Below are 16,860 nucleotides of genomic sequence, written 5' to 3' on the forward strand. Positions count from 1 at the left end.
AAGGTGATCCGGGCAGCATGGTGCAGACCGCCGGTCGACAATAGCCTGCATCTTATGCAACAGGCCTGTGGAAGCGGGCGGATACGACCGGGGGTTGTGCGGTCAGGTCGACATGAACCGGAACCCCGAAGACCTGGCTTAACAGAGATTCGGTCAATACGTCGGCCGGTGTGCCGCTGGCCTGGCTGACGCCGTTTTGCAGCAACAGCAGCTGGTCGCAGTAGTGGGCGGCCAGGGCCAGGTCATGGATGGCAATGATCACGATGTGGCCTGCATTGGCGTAGGTGCGCAGGCAGTCCATGACGACCTGCTGGTAGTACAGGTCCAGGCTGGCAGTGGGCTCATCGGCAATCAGGATGCGGGGCTGTCCGGCCAGCACGCGCGCCAGCCAGACCCGGGCGCGCTCACCGCCCGACAGCCGGTCGATACGGGCGGTGGCCAAAGTCTCGATGCCGGTTGCGCGCATGGCGTTGGCGATGGCGGTGGTATCGTTGTCGCCCCAGGGCAGCCGCCCCAGGCTGACCACATCGTGAACCGACAGCGGCCAGACACTGTTGGTTTGCTGGGGGAGCAGGCCCATGCAGCGCGCGCGTTCGCGTGGCGACAGGGCAGTCAGATCAGTGTCGTCAAGATGGCTCCGGCCAGTGTGTGGCAACAGACCTGTCAGGCAATGCAGCAAGGTCGATTTGCCGGCGCCGTTCGGCCCGATGATACCCAGAATCTGTCCTGCATTAACCGAAAAATTGATGTCATGCAGACGCGGATCCAAAGACAGAGCCTGTGCGCTCAGGCGGGGTGGCGAGGTAAGCGCCTGCGCGTCCAGACCCCGCGTCTTCAACTGGCGTGCGTCGATTACAGCCATTGCTTGCGCTCCTTCCAGATCAGCCAGAACAGCAGCGGGGCACCGATCAGGGCGGTCAGCACACCCAGTTTCAGTTCTCGGCCCGGTGGCAGCAGGCGCACGCAGATGTCGGCGGCGCAGACCAGGGTTGCGCCCATCAGGGCTGACGGCACCAGCAGACGGTCGGGCCGATAGCCCACAAAGGGGCGCACCAGATGGGGGACGATCAGGCCGACAAAGCCGATGTTGCCGGCAACCGCGACCGAGGCACCCACCAGCAGCGCGGCGCCCAGTACGACGTGTCGGCTGCCGCGGGCGAAGTTCAGCCCCAGGCTTTGCGCGACAGGTTCGCCAAGGCTCAGGGCAACCAGCAGCCGACGCTGGCGCCAGACCATCAGGCCGCCCAGCAACAGGGCGGGCAGTAAAACGACCAGATGATCCAGGCCACGTTCAGAGACAGAACCCAGCAGCCAGAACACCAGTTCCTGCATGGCATAGGGGTTAGGCGCAAAATTCAGTACAGCCGCCAGAGCGGCGCCCGTGACGGTTGAAATGGCCAGGCCGGCCAGAATCACGGTGGAGGCCTGGGCCGTGCCGGCCAGCCACAGCATCAGGATCAGTGCGATGCCGGCACCGGCCAGGCCAGCGGCAGCGGGTGCCATTTCGCCCAATTGGGGAAACAGGCCGAAATAGAATACGGTCGCCGCGCCCAGCGCTGCCCCTTGGCTGGCCCCGGTAATGCCGGGGTCGGCCAGCGGGTTGCGCAATAAGCCCTGAAGGGCTGCCCCGCTCAGGCCCAGGGCTGCGCCAACCGCCAGTGCCAGCGCCGTACGGGGCAGGCGGATGTCACCGAGGATCAGGGCGGCCGGTGTCGTTGCACCCGTCAGCCAGTCACCCAGTGCCGGCGAGGACATCGACCGGGGTCGAGCCGATGCCCAGGGATAGTGCGGCAGTGGACAGCATGATCAAGACGCTTGTCGGTATCGCCCATGTGGTCATACGTTTCTTGGCGAGAGTGTCTGGATGAATGGCGCTGTGTGTACGATTGTCTTGCGGGTTCAAGGCAGCTTCCGTCGCAGTTCGTCAACCAGGCCCCAGGTCCAGGGTCCCGGGCATTGCCAGCGCCAGTAGTCGGTTGTCAACCAGCGGTCGGGTGGCAGACTGTGGCGCAGGGCCGGGTGTTCTGAAAAACGGTTGGCAAGGGCATTTCCCGATGTCGATGCCCAGAGCACCGCATCGGGTGGATCGGTCACTATGCGTTCCAGATCCAGTTGCTGGTAGCCGGGTACTTGCAGGTAATTGTGCCAGCCCGCACGCGTCAACACATCGTGTTCAAACGTGTGTGTGCCCGTGCCGATGCCGTTGGCACCCAGCAAAAGCAAGCGCGGCCCGGGTGGCTTTTCCTGTATTGCCCATGCGTTGCCTTGACTTTTGGGCAGTGCCTTGTTCCGGTCGGGCGGGGTGTATCGGCGGTCAAGCCCGTTGTGTTATCGGATGGCTGCAGGTCGTGTCGGCCCGGATGCGCCAGATCAGCGGGTTTGCCGAGCAACCGCAGTGTTTTCAGCTCGTAGCTGCGGATAGCGTCAAGACTGGTGGGCAGAGGCAAAACCTCGACACGAAACCCAAGCGTTTTCAGTCGGTTGCGCAGTGTAATGGCGTTGTACTCTCCGGCCAGAATCAGGTCGGGCTTGAGTTCGATGATGCGTTCCAGCGTACCGTCGTGGTGCGGCCAGGCGTGTTGCAGCCCCTCGGGCCGGTAGCGTGGCTGCAGGGCGAAACGGCCGCCACCTGTTCGGCGTCGGCATGTTGCGCCAGGATCCAGTCCGTGCACAGGTCCAGTGAAACGATGCGCTTTGGTACGGCGATGGCGGCCTCTGATGGTATTTCGGACAGCTGGGTGGCCTGTGTTTGTGTTTCAGGCAGATGCACGCTGGCCATTACCGATGGTGCTGACCAGACCATTATGCCGGACAGGCCGATTGCAGCCAGCCGTGCACCGCAATGACGGTGCGCGGCTGTCAGCCGAGGAGGTTCAGAACCGGTATTCGGCGCTGGCATAAACGGTGCGACGCGTTTCGGGGTAGGCGTTGAAGCTGGAGTACGACCCGTTGACGATACCGTAGGAATAGTACTTTTCGTCAAACAGGTTGTTGACCCCGGCGGCCAGTCGCCAGTTGCCGATTTCGTGCATGATTTTCAGGTCGGTAACGGTGTATGAAGGCATTTTGCGGAATCGATTGGCCTGGTCGTTGTCGTAGCGCTGGCCGCCTACGTATTGCACATTCAACGACGCCCGTGTGCTGCCGGTAATTTGCCAGCCGACATTCAACCCGATACGGTCTTTGGGTACCATGGGGACGTCGTTGCCGGTGACGTTGACACCGCCGTATGTCCCTTCCCGGAAGGTGGCTTGGGTACGGGTGTAGCGGGCGGCGACATCAACATTTTTCCACACCTGCACGCGGCCTTCCAGCTCCAGGCCCTGATGGCGGGTGGGCGACAGGTTCATGGTGCTCCAGGTCAGATTGTTGTAATGAATCTCGTTGTTCACGTCCATGCGGAACAGACTCACGCGCAGTGCGGCGATGCGATGTTTCCATTCCAGGCCGATTTCGTGGTCGTGTGAGGTTTGAGGCTTGAGCATTTCGGCGCAAGGCGCAAAGCTGCAATAGTTCTCATTGATGTTGGCAACCCGAAAGCTGCGGCCGGTACGGGCATAGGCCGAAAAGCCCAGGCCCAGAGCCTGCTGCAAGGCGATTTCGTGGGCCGTCAGACGGGCGGTTGTACTGCGGTCAGCCACGAACGGCGTCCATTGGCGCTGATGCTGGTCAATGAACTCACGGCGCAAGCCCAGGCTTAGTCGTGTGCCGGTGGGGAAATTGATTTCGTTGCGGGCGTAGACAGCCTTGTTTTCCTGACGGCCACGTTCGTCCAGGGTTGAGTAGAACCCGGTGGCCTGCATCGAGCTGTCGAATGTCCATTCGCTCCAGTCTGCACCGACGGTGAAGGTGTTCTCGGTGTCACCCCATTTGTTTTTAAGCAGCAGGCGCGGCGATACCGTGACCACGTGACCATCGGTTTTACGAGATCGGGAGCCCCAAAGGTCTTGGTAAAAGGAGGTCTCGGTTTTGTCGCGGTAGCTGGCGTCCAGTGCCAGGGTGACTGCCCCCAGGTTTTTTCGGCGCGCAGGGCGTACAGGTGGCCACGACTGTTCAGATAGTCGTCGGGGTTGCGTGTGCCGCGCCGGTCCGTCTTCAGCTCCGCTTCAGTGCGGGCGCCAGGCAGGCGGGTTTTCTGGTTGTCAGCGGTAAATGACAGGGCAACATAGTCTTTCTGGTTGCCGAATCGCAGTTCGCCGCTGACGTTATCGGTTTTGGCACGGTTTTTGTCCCGATAGTTGTCGGATTCGTAATGCTGGGCGTCAAGCCGCATGCCCCAGTGTTCACCACCGACCTGGATGCCGCCGCGCGCATCGCGTGAGTTGTGGCTGCCGGCCTGGCCGAACAGGTAGCCGCCCAGGGGCTGCCGATGGGCGATTTGGTGATGATGTTGATGGTACCGGCGGTGGCACCGCTGCCGTATTGAACAGCTCCGGATCCGCGCAGGATTTCAATGCGTTCGATGGATTCGATGGGGATGGAAGACAGGCGTGCGGTGCCGCCTTCGAAGTCACTCAGGCGCTGGCCGTTGAGCAGGACCAGGGTGTTCTGGTCACCGGTCATGCCGAATCCGCGCAGGTCCAGGGGAGTCTGGCAGGCCGGTGAAGTTGATGCGGGTGTAGACGCCGCCCAGTTTGTTCAGAACTTCAGAGACATTGGTAGCGGTGCTGTCACGAATGTCGTCGGCGGTGATGACCTGGGTGGCAATCGGTTGGTCTTGTTTGGCCGACTCGAAGCGTGACGCGGTGACGACGATGGGTTCCAGCAGGCGTTCTGCGTTGGCCGATGTGAAAAGCGCCATCGACAGCAGGGCTGCCAATGGGGTGTGGCGAATGGTCATGGTGTTCCCTTTGCGGCAAGCGACCCCGCATGCCGTTGTGTGTGAGTGGACATGCCAAGGGTATGTAACTGACCATGACGGCGCAGACGGGCCGTGACAGCCGGTGTCAGGTCCCCGTGACATGTTGCCGTGTGGTTTACAGGCCGGTATCCGGGCTCACAAGTCTTGACGCGCCGCCTTCCCGGGGGTGAAGCCCAGTGGCATTGTGGCGTGCCCGCACTTGTTTACCGTTGCGGGGGCAGCAGCGGGTTGGTCTTTGTGTTGGCTAAAGACGCACCGCTTTCCCGTTTAACTGTCATCGTGGTGATGACAGCACCTGAAACGGGGTGGATTATACATGGGTGAACCGGGGTGCTTTGGGCATGCGTGTCGTTGTTGCGTGCGCTGCGCGGGTGGGGGTGGGGTGAGCCCTGCGGACAGAGCCCGGTCCCTTCGGGACTTCCCGCCTTGTGGGCCGTGGCCGGGGCGGGCGCTAAACTCGCCGGCTCGACCCGGTGGGTCGAAAGCGCCGGCTCAGACACCGCGCCCTTGCCTCCCCGCCCATGGTCCCCAAGGCGGCGGGCTCAAGCCCTTGTGTCCACCCCACCCCCACCCGCGCGGGGTACGTGATTTTGGCCGGAATGGCCAGGGACTAGCAGTTATTCAGTGAACTGAAAGCTGAAGGCTGAAAGGGAAAGCCGGGCTTGAATTTCAGACGTTTTCTGCACGCATGAGCGAATCGCCGGCCAGGACCGTTCTTCGCATCTCTTCATGCTTGTCGTGCAGCGCCAAATACTTGGCTTCGGATACCGCGGCCCGATCAGCCGTCCCGCTGAAAGAGGCCCGAACATAGTCGTGATACCAGATTGACTCTGTTGTTGTGAGCCCGACGAACCGTTCTTTTCCGTCTTCATCGGTCGAGAGTGCTTTGATTTCCGTAAGGTACGCCCGTGCGCCGGGCTGAAGTTCTAACATAATGCTCCTAGGTAAGCTTCCCATTGTAGCCGTTTGCCTTGGAAGCCTCTGGAAGCTATCGCATATCGGGTAAAGCTTCACACAACGCAGCATCGGCGGGTGCCGTTTCAGGACAATTTCTGCAGGTGATTCGCGCTTTTGGCGGTTGCAGTGCGGCGGACATGTCTGTAGTCACGGTTTTATCAATCGGGCTAATCGAGACTGAAGGCGAGGATTTGTTGCTGCGTTCAGATGCAGACGACGGCAAGGTTTTTCCGAAGTAGTCAGCCAGCGCCTGGATTTCATAGTGGCCGGTATTGTGTTTTTCGACGCCTTTGAAGATCGTGAACCGGTCACCGCCGTCAGCCAGATATTCATTGGTAACAACACGGTAAATCTGGTCATCTGTCACCGGGTTCCAGCGCTTGCTGGCCAGGTCCAGCACTTCGGCAGACACCAGCAGGTTGCCCTGACCGTTGGGTTTGCCCTGGCCGCGTTGCCAGTCCCAGGTGTAACGCAGGGTACGGGCGGGTTGCAGCAGGCGCCCGCAAATGGGGGTAGCTGTCAGCGCCTTGCTTTTGCAGTTGGCCGCTTCCCATTGCTGTTCCAGCAAGCGTTTGAGCTGTTTGCCGGTAAGGTCGACATAGACAAGGCGGTTGCCAAAGGGCAAGACATGGGTCAGGGCGCCAAAGGTGACGGCTCCGTCATCCGGTCTGGGCAGTGAGGCACGTATGCCACCCGGGTTCATGAAGGCAACCACGTTACGCGCTGATTTGTCGCGGGCAAGGTAGCTGTCAAGAAAGGCATCGGCCACGACATTTCCAAGTGGCGTTTCGATGCTTTGGGCGCCGCGGCAGTTGCTTAGCGGGGTACCCATATACCCCTTGACCTCGTTCAACAGTTTTGAGGTTTCCTGGTCATAGGCGTCAATGACCTGGCGGGTTGCCGGGTGTTCGGTGAGTACGGCATGGCCCGATGGCAGGGTCTGTGGCGTATTCAGGGCGTTGATGACCGGCAGGGTACGTGCGGTTTTTTCGATGACGCCCTGACCCGGCACGATTTTCAGATCGATGTCGGTGACCAGTCGACCATAGTATCCCGCCGAGGTGTACAAGATGCCTGTCGCAGGGTCAGTGCAAAGATATTCGTGGTGCGTGTGTGCGCTGATGACGACATCGACATGACGCAGCTGGGCCACAATCGGTTGCAGCGGCCCGGTCATCCCGGGGCAAGTCGTGTCGTTGATGTATGACGCTTTGGTCTGGCCGCCTTGGTGAATCAGCACGACAATAGCATCAACCCCTTTCTGCTTTAACGTTGCGGCGTACCGGTTGATGGTGTCGGTTTCATCCAGAAAGCCAAGGCCCGCCGCGCCGCGTGTTGATTTCTGCGTGGCCTGCAAGGTGACGCCGATGAATCCGATGCTGGCCGTGCCGAATTTTTTGACATGGGTAGCATCGAACAGCGTTTTACCGGTTGCCTCATCAATGACGTTAGCGGCCAGATACGTGAAGCGGGCACCGCCAAATTTGCCGTCAGGGGTTGACGGGTTGCTGACCAGACAGGTTGATTTCCCGGGGGAGGGTTGGTCCGGCAGCCCCCATATTGCATGCGCAGCAGTTCGTCTTTGCCGGCATCAAACTCGTGGTTTCCGGTGGCACTGAGTTCCAGCCCCATCGTGTTAAGCACGTCAATCGACGCTTCTTCCGACGTCAGTACGGATATGGATTGGGCCGCACCGATGTTGTCACCGGCCGAGACAAAAACAGAATGGGGCGCCTGGGCTCGCAGTTGGGCCACCAGGGTGGCCAGGTAGGCCGCCCCACCGGCGAACACACGCTTGGCTGCATCGTTTTCTTTAACAGCGACTGTTGCGGCCGTGTCATTCGGGTCAACCGTCAGCCGACCATGAAAGTCGTTGATGGCGATCAGTTTGACGCTGACGGGTTCGGGGGTCTGAGGCAGGTTATGTGCGCAGCCTGCCAGGGACAAGGCGGTGACAAGGCAGAGAAGGGAGGTGCGAATCATTGAAGGGCTGTGGCAAGGTGGGATAGGTGAAAGAATACCTGAAGCCAGTTTGATCTGATTTTTATGCCGTCAGTGGGTATTGGTAGCAGTAGCCGTGCTTCAGGATAAAATTCGCTGCATCGATCGGGTGCACCGCCCTACAGTTACCGGGTGAGCGGTGCGCGAATGTAATGTTGTCGCATGTTGTCGCCACTTAAAGCATCACGGTTCACACATAGCCGGTGCGGGGAATAGGTGTTGAAATGACAGGTTCAGGACTCGAACACGTCGTGCAGCGATTGGGCGTGAATAATGCGGACGACCCAGTGCTGCAGCACGGTGGTGTCGGCGTGCTGCAGCCGCTGATTTACCCAGTCGGGCAGGTCACCAAATTTTTGTTGCAGTTGAGCATGAAGCATGCCTGCAATTCCGGTGTGGACACCTTGTTCTTTGCCTTTTTGCATGCCGATTTCTTCAGAGGCCTGTTTTTCACGGCGCAGGCGTACGCGTTGAAAGCTGTTGAGTCGTTCCATGGTGTGTTCATCCTCGATATGCTGGGCGGCGTCGTAAAAGGCGTCTTCCAGCGGTTCGGGCAAGGTCAGCAGGGTATCAGTGACCAGCATCAGCTGAAACCGCTGGTTAACGCTATAGCTCCAATATTTCAATAGTTTAGCCAATACCAGCTTGCTGACCCAGCCCCAGCCTTCATCCGGTCCGCCGTGTCGGGGTCTGGCACAAGCTCGGCCAGCCTGAAGCCCGAACCCCTTGTGCATGTTTCCAGTCGTCGCCACAGATCCATGGTTGCTCCTTCCGATGGCCACCAAGCTGGCAGCACGTAGGGCTACTGTATCGAGGCGCTCATTTGGCGGCTATTCGCAAAGGTACGAATGGATCAACGTGGCATGGTTGAATGGACTAACACCCGTGAGGCAATGTGCATGTTGATGTCCATGTATTTGTATCCTGATTAATCGGTCAAGACGCATTTGTTGCGTTTTGCCGGTAACTCACAGCCGTGTTATTTCATTTATCATGAGATTTGCGTGTTCCACAGAGCAAAATTATTGCGGCAAACAACGCCTGCTGTCATTTTAGGCTAACCCCAGGCTCATTCCATTGACACATTTCGGAGCATCTCACATGAATTTCAGAACGTATTTGAACCCGATCCGCGTAGTTTTGGCAGCGGCCTCATTTATCGCTGTGTCGGGCCAGGCGGTGGCAGCTGAACTGCCTTCGTTATCCACGTTTGCAGAAAAGACATTTGCCGTTCCCGAGGGCACCATTGCCGACAAGCTGGTTTCATCCCGGTTTCCGCAGGCAAAATTCGAGTACTACCGTAGTGTTTCTGATGCGGCTGCGGCGCTTGGGGCGGGTAAGGTTGATGTGGTTGCCTATGATGAGCCAATTCTGAAAAACATTGCGGCTAAAAGTGCCGGTGAACTGGTGGTGCTGCCGGAAATGCTAACGGTAGATGAATACGGGTTTGGTGTTCGGCCGGGTGATGCTGCCCTGAAACAGTCGATTGATACGGTTCTTGCGGCACTTCGGAAAGACGGTGTTTATGCGGCCATGCGCAAGCGCTGGTTGCCCGACAGTGGTGCCCCGGCGGTCATGCCTGAAATACCGTTGACCGGTAAAAACGGGGTGTTGCGCCTGGGAACGGCGGCGGTCACCGAGCCGTTTTCGTTTGTTGATGCCAGGCAGCAGGTTACCGGTTTCGATATTGAACTGGCCCATCGCATTGCCCAGCAGCAGGGCAAAACCCTCGAGATCGTCAATATGGGGTTTGGTGAATTGATTCCCGCGCTGCTTGCCGGCAAGGTTGACTTGATCGGGGCCTGTATCACCATTTCACCTGAGCGTTCAGAAAAAATACTGTTTTCTGACTCGTATTACACGGGTGGCATCGGTGCGCTGGTGCGTAATCCGTAATTCTGGTGTCCGATTGGCTCGCGGGTGCCGGGCACCCGGCTGGTCGGCCCCAAGCGGGAATGATGCGGCAATCGACGGCCTTTTTCTCCAAAAGGGTTTATCGCTGTAAAGCCTGACACCGCTGATCAAGCCTGACGTGGATCAGGCTTTTTTCTATTGAGGTCGTGCAGCAATTGTTGCATCACCTGACGTTTTCTTTCGTTTTCATTTTCAAGGCGCTGGTTGACACTTCGGACAACGCTGGTGCGGGTAACCTTTGGCTTCATGCCGGGCACGTCTTTGAGCTTTTCGCCCCGTGCGGATACGGCCATCCGTGTGTCGTCACCTCGGATATCGTCTTCGGTGATTTTTTTCTGGCTTTCCGGTGATTTCTGCAACAAAGACAGCAAGTTTTTCAGAAACGACATCAGGCCTCCCGTTTGAAGATGGCAATTCAGAAAATGACTGCTTACGTCATTTTGTATCTTTATGGATCTGAATGCTAGTACAAATAGCACGGCTTTGTAAATGGCCGTTATCCCGGTGTCGTTGTTGGGGTGAGGATGGAAAACAATAAAAAACCCGCAAAGCAAAGCGCTGTGCGGGTTTTTAAGTTTCGGAGCTTTAAGGTGAAAGCTCTGAAATGTATGTTTGGTAGGCAGTACTGGATTCGAACCAGCGACCTCTACGATGTCAACGTAGCGCTCTAACCAACTGAGCTAACCGCCTGAAGAACAAAACTATAACCCAAAAATTATTCGTGTGTCAAGCAATGCGAAAATTTTTTGCCTGAAATGAATATTTATTGACCTGAAAGGGGAGTCAGGCAGAAATCAGGTAGGCGTCAAGCAGAAATCAAGCAGACCCAAGGAAAAGATTCGCTTATAAAAAGCCTGATTTCCCAACCCGGGCCGAATTTCCCAACCCGACACGCAAACTATTTTCTGTGCAATTCTTGCAGGGCGGTGATGTTACACTAAGAAGCTACACTCGGTCATTCGCATGCTTGTCGTTAACGCGGCAGGGTGTTCAACCAGCATAATCAAGAAAACGCGGCGGGTGCCGCGTTTTTTCGTCAGGAAATTCTATGGTTCAGATTACGTTGCCCGACGGGTCGCAGCGCGACTTTCCCGGTCCGGTCTCGGTTAGTGATGTTGCTCATTCTATTGGCGCAGGCTTGGGCAAGGCAGCCCTTGCTGGGCGCGTGACCTTTGACGGTGCAGATGGCACGCTGGTTGACACCAGTTATGTCATTGATCGCAACGCACAGCTGGCGATCGTAACGGCCAAAGACCCCGACGGTCTTGATCTTATCCGGCACTCGACAGCGCACTTGCTGGCGTATGCGGTTAAAACATTGTTCCCCGATGCGCAGGTCACCATCGGTCCGGTCATCGATAACGGCTTTTATTACGACTTTTCGTACAAGCGTCCGTTTACGCCTGAAGACCTGCTGGCCATTGAAAAGAAAATGACCGAGCTGGCGCGCAAAGACGAGGTGGTCACGCGTGAAGAATGGTTGCGTGACGATGCCGTCGAGTTTTTCAAAAGCATTGGCGAAGCGTACAAGGCCGAGATCATTGCCTCGATTCCGTCCAATGAGCCCATCAGCCTGTATCGCGAAGGTGATTTCATTGACTTGTGTCGCGGCCCTCACGTGCCGTCAACGGGCAAGCTGAAGGTTTTCAAGCTGATGAGCGTGGCCGGTGCCTACTGGCGCGGTGACAGCAAAAACGAAATGCTGCAGCGCATTTACGGTACGGCATGGGCTACCAAAGAAGAGCAGCAGGCCTACCTGACCATGCTCGAAGAAGCCGAAAAGCGCGACCATCGCAAGCTGGGGCGTGAGCTCGATTTCTTCCATTTCCAGGAAGAGGCGCCGGGCCTTATTTTCTGGCACCCCAAGGGCTGGACCCTGTGGCAGCAGGTTGAGCAGTACATGCGTGCCGTCTACCGCGACAACGGCTACCAGGAAATCAAGGCACCGCAAATTCTTGATCTGTCGATGTGGAAAAAACCGGCCACTGGGACAATTATTCCGAGCATATTTTCACGACCGAGTCTGAGAACCGGGTTTACGGCCTCAAGCCCATGAACTGCCCGGGTCACGTCCAGATTTACAACGCGGGGTTGCATTCATATCGTGAATTGCCGATTCGCTATGGTGAATTCGGTCAGTGTCATCGTAATGAACCTTCGGGTTCGTTGCACGGCATGATGCGCGTGCGCGGGTTTACCCAGGACGACGGCCACATTTTCTGTACTGAAGATCAGTTGCAAGACGAGTGCGCTGCGTTTACCGCATTGCTGCAAAAGGTCTATGCCGATTTCGGGTTTACCGAAATCTTGTACAAGGTCGCAACGCGCCCCGAAAAGCGCATTGGCAGCGATGAGGTCTGGGACAAGGCCGAGCAGGCCCTGATGGAAAGTCTCAATCGTACCGGTTGTACCTATGAAGTCAGCGAAGGGGACGGCGCCTTCTATGGCCCGAAAATCGAATACACCCTGAAAGACGCCATCGGCCGTCATTGGCAGTGCGGCACCATTCAGGTTGACTTCTCCATGCCAGCGCGTCTGGGTGCCGAATACGTTGACGCGTCCGACCAGCGCAAGACCCCGGTCATGCTGCACCGGGCCATTTTGGGTTCGTTCGAACGGTTCATCGGTATTCTTATTGAAAATCACGCCGGCGCCATGCCTCCGTGGCTGGCTCCCGAGCAGGCGGTGGTGTGTTGTATTTCTGAAAACTATGCCGATTACGCCACAGAAGTGGTGCAAAAGCTCAAGCAGCAAGGCCTGCGAGTGTCAGCAGATTTGCGTGGTGAAAAAATCACTCGTAAAATCCGTGAGCACAGTATGCAAAAAATTCCGTACATTCTTGTCGTTGGCGAAAAAGAACGCGATAACGGCACGGTGGCGGTTCGCAGTCGCGGTAACGTCGATCTGGGTGTCATGCCCTTGCAAGATTTTGCCGGTCGTCTGCAAAATGATATCGCCTCCCGGCGTCAGACCGGGCAGGAATAATTGTTAATTACCAAGGAGTTCTAGATATCGCAACCGATAAAAACCATCGCATCAACGGTGAAATTCGTGTTCCCGAGGTGCGACTGATTGGCGTCGACGGTGAACAGCTGGGCATCGTAAAAATAGCTGATGCACTGCAGCTTTCTGAAGAACACGAAGTGGATTTGGTCGAAATTGCGCCAAACGCCGAGCCGCCTGTTTGCCGATTGATGGATTACGGCAAGTTCAAGTACCAGGAACAAAAGCGTCTGGCTGAAGCCAAGTCCAAGCAAAAGGTTATTCAGGTCAAGGAAGTCAAATTCCGCCCGGGTACCGACGAAGGTGATTACCAGGTCAAGCTGCGTAACCTCAAGCGGTTCATCGAAGACGGTGACAAGGCCAAGGTCACCTTGCGTTTCCGTGGCCGTGAAATGGCCCACCAGGAACTGGGTATGCGTGTGCTCGAACGCATTCGCGATGACCTGACCGAAATGTGTCAGGTCGAAGCCATGCCCAAGCTCGAAGGCCGCCAAATGGTTATGGTTCTGGCGCCACGCAAGAAAGCGCCGCAGAAGGGCGATTCAGCCTCCTGATCTATTGTCATGCATCCCCACCAGGCGCTGTCTGGTGGGGTTTGTTTTCGCAGGTACCTCATGCACGTTCTCTTCATTATCGATCCCTTGCCGTCGCTCAAGGCCTATAAAGATTCTTCGGTCGCCATGATGCGTGCGCTGTGCGCGCGGGGGCATTCGATCAGTGTTGCGCTGCAGGGTGACCTGTACATTGATGAAGGCGTGGTCATGGCCAACAGTTCGGCCATTGATCTGGTGGCCGGTGCAGACTTGCATGGCAAAGACTGGTGGGTGGCTTGTGGCGTCAAGGCTGAACACGCCCTGACAACGTTTGATGCCGTGGTTATGCGCAAAGACCCGCCGTTTGACATGGAATATGTGTATTCCACCCATTTGCTTGAATTTGCGCAGCAGCAGGGCGCAAAAGTGTTCAATTCGGGGTCGGCCATTCGCAACCACCCTGAAAAGCTGGCGATCACGGAATTCTCGCAGTTCACGTCTCCCACGCTGGTCACTGCAGACAACGCGCGTTTGCGTGCATTCCATACCCGTTACCGTGACATCATCGTCAAGCCGCTCGATGGCATGGGTGGCATGGGTATTTTCCGCATTCAGCCTGAAGAGCCCAATCTGGGGGCTATTCTTGAAACACTGACGGTGAACGGGCAGCGCACCATTATGGCGCAGCGCTATATTCCCGAGATCGTCAATGGTGACAAGCGTATCCTGATCATTGACGGTCAACCCGTTCCCTATGCGCTGGCGCGTATTCCGCTGGCGGGTGAAACACGCGGCAATCTGGCGGCGGGTGGGCGTGGGGTGGCTCAACCGCTGTCTGAGCGAGATCGCCACATTGCCGAAACACTCGGTCCGATCCTGCGCAAGCGTGGGTTGCTGTTGGTTGGTCTGGATGTCATTGGCGATTATCTGACTGAAGTCAATGTCACCAGTCCGACCTGTTTTGTCGAAATTACCGAGCAAACCGGCTTTGATGTTGCCGATTGTTTTGCGCAAGCCCTTGAGCGGGCGGCCGGGGTCTAGGTCATGACCCGTATCGTATTGGTCATGCACGATCCGTTGGCCTCGGCGCTGGCGTCGTGCGCCCGCCATATCCTGGGTCAGGAACCCGTGCTTGACGTTTTCGATATTGTGGCCACAGACATGCCCGATAAACGCCTGGTTGAAATCGTCGACACACTGACCGCGACTCCGGGTGTGCCCACGCTGGTGTTGTGTGATATTTTCGGTGCTTCGCCATTCAATGCCGCACGCAAGGCGATGGAACTGGCACGCTCTGATGGTTTTGAAGTTGAAGTGATGGCCGGTGCCAATTTGTGTATGGTGCTCAAGGCGCTTACGGCGCCGCGTGATGATTTTCGTGCATTTCTGCGTGCTGTGCGTGCCGCAGCCACGCGGGGTATTGTGTGTGCTGGTGACCCGTCTTAATATTTAGCATGAACGCGCTTCTCGTTCGTGCGTCCTGGCTTATCTGAACAGAATAATTACTATGCCGTCTATTGATATTGTCATCAGCAACAAACTTGGCCTGCACGCGCGGGCTGCCGCCAAACTGACGCAGCTCGCGTCGCGTTTTGCGCAAACCGAAATTTTCATTGCGCGTGGTAGCCAGCGCGTCAATGCCAAAAGCATCATGGGTGTCATGATGCTGGCGGCGGGTTTGGGGGTTACGGTCACCGTCGATGCCGAGGGTGCCGATGCCGATGCGGCGCTGGCCGAAATCAAGGCTTTGTTTGACAACAAATTTGGCGAAGGCCAGTAACGTCAGGTTCCATCATGAATCATCCAGCTGCGTCGGTTTCCGGTTCGCTCAATACCATGCTGTGCCTGCGGGGTCAGGCGGTGGTGCGAGGTTACGCGATCGGGCGTGCGGTAGTCATGGGCGCAGCGGCCCTCGAGGTGGTTCATTACCGGATTCAGCCTGAAGACGTTGAAGCCGAATGCCAGCGCCTGAAAGAGGCATTGTTGCAAGCTCAAGGCGAGCTGCAGTACATGATTGATCATTTGCCCGACGATGCGCCGCGTGAAATGGGCCCGTTGTTGACGGTACATTGCATGCTGATGGCTGATCGCATGTTGTCAGATCAGGCGTGTTTGCTGATTGCAGAACGGTTGTATAACGCCGAATGGGCCCTGACAACCCAGGGGCAAACGCTGGCCGAACAGTTTGCGGGCATGGAAGACGAGTATCTGCGTGAACGTGGGGCAGACATCCGTCAAGTCATCGAGCGCGTCTTGCGGGTGTTGTCGGGTCGGCCGGTGGTTTTGCCCGATTTTGAATCGGCGCAGGCGGGCGAACTGATCGTTGTGGCGCGGGATATTTCCCCTGCCGATATGCTGCGATTGCGTGGGGCCCACTTTGGTGCATTCCTGACCGACCTGGGGGCCGACCTCGCATACCGCTATCGTGGCGCGCAGCATGAATGTACCCGCAGTGGTGGGTATGGGGAATATCCGCTCGCTCGTACGTGACGGTGATTTGCTGATTGTCGATGGCATGACGGGTGCGGTGCTGGTCAACCCGCCGGCATTCGTGCTTGAGCAGTATCGCCGGCGGCAGGAAGCGTATGCGGATGACCGTGCCGCGCTTGCGCTGCTGCGCGACGCCGAGGCGGTAACCCTTGATGGCGTTCGCATCATGCTTGAGGCCAACATCGAGCTGCCTGAAGAGGCCGTGCAGGCTCTGGCAGCCGGTGCTGATGGCATTGGCCTGTTTCGCAGCGAGTTTTTGTTCATGGGCCGGGAAAGCCTGCCCGATGAAGAAGAGCAATACGAGGCGTACGCCACGGTGGTCAGAACCATGCAGGGGCGTCCGGTCACGATTCGCACGCTCGATATTGGTTCCGACAAAACCCTTGACGGTGATACTACAGTGGCCACCAACCCGGCGTTGGGGCTGAGGGCCATTCGCTATTGTCTGGCAAATCCGGATCTTTTCCGCACCCAGCTGCGCGCGCTGCTGCGGGCATCGGCACACGGCAGGGTACGTATTCTGGTACCCATGATTTCTCACATGCACGAAGTGCATGCGGTCAAGCGGGCACTGGATCACGCCCGCAAAGAGCTCGATGAGCGGGGTCAACCCTATGCTGAACACGTGGAAATTGGCGCCATGGTCGAGATTCCTGCCATTGCCATTGCCATTGAACCGTTTGTCGAACAGCTCGATTTCCTGTCAATCGGTACCAATGACCTGATCCAGTACACGCTGGCCATCGACCGTGCGGACAATGCGGTCGCCGATTTGTACGACCCGATGCATCCGGCCGTATTACGCCTGATTTCACACACCATCAACGCCGCCGACCGTGCGGGTAAATCGGTGGCCGTGTGTGGTGAAATGGCGGGTGATTCACAGGTGACCCGCATGCTGCTCGGGCTTGGGCTGAAGGAATTTTCCATGCATCCGCAGCAATTGCTCGATATTAAGAAAGAAGTGCGTCAGTCGCATACCAACGCACTTCGTGTCAAGGTGGCCTCTGCGCTTAACCGGGCCGAACGTATTGATCTTTCAGCGCTGGCTGCCGGATAATTCTGGGTAGCTCATAAAAATATGGGCCGATGCCCGATAAT

At 57.3% G+C, this 16,860-nt stretch carries 17 protein-coding genes, 1 tRNA gene, 2 pseudogenes and 1 riboswitch; of the genes and pseudogenes, 8 read left to right on the forward strand and 12 right to left on the reverse strand.

What is annotated here, in order from left to right; all coding sequences use genetic code 11:
* Positions 1–52: 52 nt before the first annotated feature.
* From N7E01_RS16820 to N7E01_RS16830, 3 genes are all read right to left on the reverse strand, one after another.
* Positions 53–862: an ABC transporter ATP-binding protein gene (locus N7E01_RS16820; RefSeq protein WP_289173704.1), complete on the reverse strand. Its 810-nt coding sequence runs from the start codon at positions 860–862 to the stop codon at positions 53–55.
* The gene (locus N7E01_RS16825) at positions 853–1,755 is read right to left on the reverse strand and encodes a FecCD family ABC transporter permease (RefSeq protein WP_289173705.1); all 903 of its coding nucleotides are present in this window, start codon (positions 1,753–1,755) and stop codon (positions 853–855) included. Before N7E01_RS16825 ends, N7E01_RS16820 begins: the two co-directional genes overlap by 10 nt.
* A 144-nt stretch (positions 1,756–1,899) precedes the next feature.
* The gene (locus N7E01_RS16830) at positions 1,900–2,223 is read right to left on the reverse strand and encodes a substrate-binding domain-containing protein (RefSeq protein WP_289173706.1); all 324 of its coding nucleotides are present in this window, start codon (positions 2,221–2,223) and stop codon (positions 1,900–1,902) included.
* A gap of 32 nt (positions 2,224–2,255) precedes the next feature.
* Here N7E01_RS16830 and N7E01_RS16835 point away from each other — a divergent pair, with 32 nt between their 5' ends.
* Complete coding sequence (locus tag N7E01_RS16835) at positions 2,256–2,846, forward strand: hypothetical protein (RefSeq protein ID WP_289173707.1); 591 nt, start codon at positions 2,256–2,258, stop codon at positions 2,844–2,846.
* Positions 2,847–2,873: 27 nt separating this feature from the next.
* On the opposite strand, the gene N7E01_RS16840 is transcribed toward N7E01_RS16835, so the two are convergent.
* The 7 genes from N7E01_RS16840 to N7E01_RS16870 form a co-directional block, all read right to left on the reverse strand.
* A complete protein-coding gene (locus tag N7E01_RS16840; RefSeq protein ID WP_350495047.1) occupies positions 2,874–4,013 on the reverse strand; it encodes a TonB-dependent receptor domain-containing protein in 1,140 nt (379 codons plus the stop codon).
* An 82-nt stretch (positions 4,014–4,095) separates the two neighbouring features.
* Positions 4,096–4,563 (reverse strand): TonB-dependent receptor plug domain-containing protein, encoded by a 468-nt coding sequence (locus tag N7E01_RS16845; RefSeq protein WP_289173708.1) that lies wholly within the window; start codon positions 4,561–4,563, stop codon positions 4,096–4,098.
* Complete coding sequence (locus N7E01_RS16850) at positions 4,553–4,840, reverse strand: TonB-dependent receptor plug domain-containing protein (RefSeq protein ID WP_289173709.1); 288 nt, start codon at positions 4,838–4,840, stop codon at positions 4,553–4,555. Before N7E01_RS16850 ends, N7E01_RS16845 begins: the two co-directional genes overlap by 11 nt.
* 124 nt (positions 4,841–4,964) lie before the next feature.
* Positions 4,965–5,175: riboswitch (cobalamin riboswitch) on the reverse strand.
* 355 nt (positions 5,176–5,530) lie between these two features.
* Positions 5,531–5,794 carry a hypothetical protein gene (locus tag N7E01_RS16855; RefSeq protein ID WP_289173710.1) on the reverse strand — a complete coding sequence of 88 codons (264 nt, stop codon included), beginning with the start codon at positions 5,792–5,794 and terminating at the stop codon, positions 5,531–5,533.
* 55 nt (positions 5,795–5,849) lie between these two features.
* Positions 5,850–7,175, reverse strand: a complete 1,326-nt coding sequence (locus N7E01_RS16860; protein ID WP_289173711.1) for a bifunctional metallophosphatase/5'-nucleotidase — start codon at positions 7,173–7,175, stop codon at positions 5,850–5,852.
* On the reverse strand, positions 7,085–7,765 hold the full coding sequence (locus tag N7E01_RS16865; RefSeq protein ID WP_289173712.1) for a metallophosphoesterase family protein: 681 nt from the start codon (positions 7,763–7,765) through the stop codon (positions 7,085–7,087). Before N7E01_RS16865 ends, N7E01_RS16860 begins: the two co-directional genes overlap by 91 nt.
* A gap of 287 nt (positions 7,766–8,052) precedes the next feature.
* Positions 8,053–8,403, reverse strand: a complete 351-nt coding sequence (locus N7E01_RS16870; protein ID WP_289173713.1) for a hypothetical protein — start codon at positions 8,401–8,403, stop codon at positions 8,053–8,055.
* 517 nt (positions 8,404–8,920) lie between these two features.
* On the opposite strand from N7E01_RS16870, the gene N7E01_RS16875 reads away from it, so the two are divergent.
* Complete coding sequence (locus N7E01_RS16875; RefSeq protein ID WP_289173714.1) at positions 8,921–9,715, forward strand: transporter substrate-binding domain-containing protein; 795 nt, start codon at positions 8,921–8,923, stop codon at positions 9,713–9,715.
* A gap of 125 nt (positions 9,716–9,840) precedes the next feature.
* On the opposite strand, the gene N7E01_RS16880 is transcribed toward N7E01_RS16875, so the two are convergent.
* Together N7E01_RS16880 and N7E01_RS16885 are read right to left on the reverse strand one after the other, a co-directional pair.
* On the reverse strand, positions 9,841–10,122 hold the full coding sequence (locus N7E01_RS16880; protein WP_289173715.1) for a hypothetical protein: 282 nt from the start codon (positions 10,120–10,122) through the stop codon (positions 9,841–9,843).
* Positions 10,123–10,346: 224 nt separating this feature from the next.
* A tRNA-Val gene (locus N7E01_RS16885) sits at positions 10,347–10,423 on the reverse strand.
* A gap of 358 nt (positions 10,424–10,781) precedes the next feature.
* On the opposite strand from N7E01_RS16885, the pseudogene thrS reads away from it, so the two are divergent.
* The 6 genes and pseudogenes from thrS to ptsP all read left to right on the forward strand — a co-directional run bounded on the left by thrS (position 10,782) and on the right by ptsP (position 16,819).
* Positions 10,782–12,718, forward strand: a pseudogene (gene thrS, locus N7E01_RS16890) (threonine--tRNA ligase).
* Positions 12,718–13,290 (forward strand): translation initiation factor IF-3, encoded by a 573-nt coding sequence (infC, locus tag N7E01_RS16895; RefSeq protein ID WP_289175847.1) that lies wholly within the window; start codon positions 12,718–12,720, stop codon positions 13,288–13,290. Before thrS ends, infC begins: the two are co-directional and overlap by 1 nt.
* Before the next feature lie 60 nt (positions 13,291–13,350).
* Positions 13,351–14,310, forward strand: a complete 960-nt coding sequence (gene gshB, locus N7E01_RS16900) for a glutathione synthase (protein ID WP_289173716.1) — start codon at positions 13,351–13,353, stop codon at positions 14,308–14,310.
* Between the two features lie 3 nt (positions 14,311–14,313).
* The gene (locus tag N7E01_RS16905; RefSeq protein WP_289173717.1) at positions 14,314–14,715 is read left to right on the forward strand and encodes a PTS sugar transporter subunit IIA; all 402 of its coding nucleotides are present in this window, start codon (positions 14,314–14,316) and stop codon (positions 14,713–14,715) included.
* Between the two features lie 61 nt (positions 14,716–14,776).
* Complete coding sequence (locus N7E01_RS16910) at positions 14,777–15,049, forward strand: HPr family phosphocarrier protein (RefSeq protein WP_289173718.1); 273 nt, start codon at positions 14,777–14,779, stop codon at positions 15,047–15,049.
* A gap of 80 nt (positions 15,050–15,129) precedes the next feature.
* A pseudogene (gene ptsP, locus N7E01_RS16915) lies at positions 15,130–16,819 on the forward strand (phosphoenolpyruvate--protein phosphotransferase).
* Positions 16,820–16,860 lie beyond the last annotated feature (41 nt).

It is taken from the genome of Neopusillimonas aromaticivorans, assembly GCF_030344915.1.
GTDB classification, from domain to species: Bacteria; Pseudomonadota; Gammaproteobacteria; order Burkholderiales; family Burkholderiaceae_B; genus Neopusillimonas; species Neopusillimonas aromaticivorans.

Bases quoted from the DNA above. Each gene is read 5' to 3' on its own strand.
- N7E01_RS16835 (WP_289173707.1), top strand. From the start codon at position 2,256: ATGCGTTGCCTTGACTTTTGGGCAGTGCCTTGTTCCGGTCGGGCGGGG.
- gshB (WP_289173716.1), top strand. From the start codon at position 13,351: ATGCACGTTCTCTTCATTATCGATCCCTTGCCGTCGCTCAAGGCCTAT.
- N7E01_RS16845 (WP_289173708.1), bottom strand. From the start codon at position 4,563: ATGACCGGTGACCAGAACACCCTGGTCCTGCTCAACGGCCAGCGCCTG.
- N7E01_RS16870 (WP_289173713.1), bottom strand. From the start codon at position 8,403: ATGCTGGTCACTGATACCCTGCTGACCTTGCCCGAACCGCTGGAAGAC.
- N7E01_RS16905 (WP_289173717.1), top strand. From the start codon at position 14,314: ATGACCCGTATCGTATTGGTCATGCACGATCCGTTGGCCTCGGCGCTG.
- N7E01_RS16880 (WP_289173715.1), bottom strand. From the start codon at position 10,122: ATGTCGTTTCTGAAAAACTTGCTGTCTTTGTTGCAGAAATCACCGGAA.
- N7E01_RS16825 (WP_289173705.1), bottom strand. From the start codon at position 1,755: ATGTCCTCGCCGGCACTGGGTGACTGGCTGACGGGTGCAACGACACCG.
- N7E01_RS16850 (WP_289173709.1), bottom strand. From the start codon at position 4,840: ATGACCATTCGCCACACCCCATTGGCAGCCCTGCTGTCGATGGCGCTT.
- N7E01_RS16875 (WP_289173714.1), top strand. From the start codon at position 8,921: ATGAATTTCAGAACGTATTTGAACCCGATCCGCGTAGTTTTGGCAGCG.
- N7E01_RS16910 (WP_289173718.1), top strand. From the start codon at position 14,777: ATGCCGTCTATTGATATTGTCATCAGCAACAAACTTGGCCTGCACGCG.
- N7E01_RS16820 (WP_289173704.1), bottom strand. From the start codon at position 862: ATGGCTGTAATCGACGCACGCCAGTTGAAGACGCGGGGTCTGGACGCG.
- N7E01_RS16855 (WP_289173710.1), bottom strand. From the start codon at position 5,794: ATGTTAGAACTTCAGCCCGGCGCACGGGCGTACCTTACGGAAATCAAA.